General features: G+C 66.2%; 2 pseudogenes. Both read left to right on the forward strand.

The annotated features are described in order from the left end of the window. Window positions 1-409 (forward strand): annotated as a pseudogene (dapF, locus tag JCM25146_RS20305) (diaminopimelate epimerase); the annotation flags it as partial. 7 nt (window positions 410-416) lie between these two features. Further along, window positions 417-1442: pseudogene (gene mtaB / locus JCM25146_RS20310) on the forward strand (tRNA (N(6)-L-threonylcarbamoyladenosine(37)-C(2))-methylthiotransferase MtaB); the annotation flags it as partial.

Genomic DNA, 1442 nt, shown 5'->3' on the forward strand with positions numbered 1-1442 from the left:
GCCGTGGACACGCTGCACCTGCCCCTGCCGGGGGACCCGGCTGCGGCCTCCATGGGCAACCCGCATGCCACGTTCTTTGTGTCCGACTTTGCCATGCTGGCGCAGGGGTATGCGCTGGAGCATGACCCCGCTTTTTCCCCAGCGTGCCAACATCGGCTTTGCCCGTATGGATACGCCAGAGCACATGCGCCTGAAGGTGCATGAGCGCGGCGCAGGCGTGACCGAGGCCTGTGGCTCCGGTGCCTGTGCAGCCGTGGTCAATGCCGTGCGGCGCGGGCTTGCTGCGCGCACCTGCACGGTGGAACTGGATGGCGGCACCCTGCACATTACATGGTCGGAGCAGACCAACCATGTGCTCATGACCGGCTCCGCTACCATGGCGTTTGAAGGGACGGTCGATCTGGCCGCTATCCATCATGACCACCCGGCCAGAAATCCTGACCTTCGGCTGCCGCCTGAATACGTGGGAGAGCGAGGTCATGCGTGACCACGCGCAGGGCCTTGGCAATGTAATTATCGTCAACACCTGTGCGGTTACGGGCGAGGCGGAGCGGCAGGCGCGGCAGGCCATCCGCCGCGCACACCGCGAAAACCCCGATGCCCGCATTGTGGTGACCGGCTGCGCCGCCCAGATCCACCCCGAAAACTGGTCGTCCCTGCCCGGTGTGACCCGTGTTCTGGGGAATGAGGAAAAGCTGAAGGCCGAGAGCTGGTCCCCCGCCGCTCTGGCCCAGCCGCTGGCTGTGTCCGACATTATGGCGGCAAGGGAGACCGCAGCCCATCTGGTCACCGATTTTGCCGGCCGCACCCGTGCGTTTGTGCAGGTGCAGCAGGGGTGTGACCACCGTTGCACCTTCTGCATCATCCCCTTCGCGCGGGCCTTCGCGCTCCGTGCCGGTGGGGGCGGTGGTGGAGCAGGTGCGCGCACTGGTGGGGGCTGGCTACCGCGAGGTGGTGCTGACCGGCGTGGACATGACATCATGGGGTGCAGACCTGCCGGGCAAGCCTGTGCTGGGCCAGCTGTGCCGCCGCGTGCTGCGGCTGGTGCCCGAGCTGGAGCGTTTGCGCCTGTCCTCGGTCGATCCGGTGGAAATAGACGAGGACATCTGGCAACTGCTGGAGGCCGAGCCCCGGTTCATGCCCTATCTGCACCTGTCCTTGCAGGCGGGGTCGGACCTTATTCTCAAACGCATGAAGCGCCGCCACCTTGTGGAGGACGCGGCCCATGTTGTGGCGCGCGCGCGCAGCCTGCGCCCCGATATTGGCATTGGCGCGGATATTATTGCAGGCTTCCCTACGGAAGATGACGCCCTGTTCGAGCAGACGCGCAGCTTTCTGGCGGATATGGCGCTGCCCTACCTGCACGTCTTCCCCTACAGCGAGCGGGAGGCACACCGGCGGCCCGTATGCGTGCGGTGCCTGTGCCCGAGCGCAAGGCGCGT

The organism is Acetobacter okinawensis JCM 25146 (genome assembly GCF_000613865.1).
Classification (GTDB): domain Bacteria; phylum Pseudomonadota; class Alphaproteobacteria; order Acetobacterales; family Acetobacteraceae; genus Acetobacter; species Acetobacter okinawensis.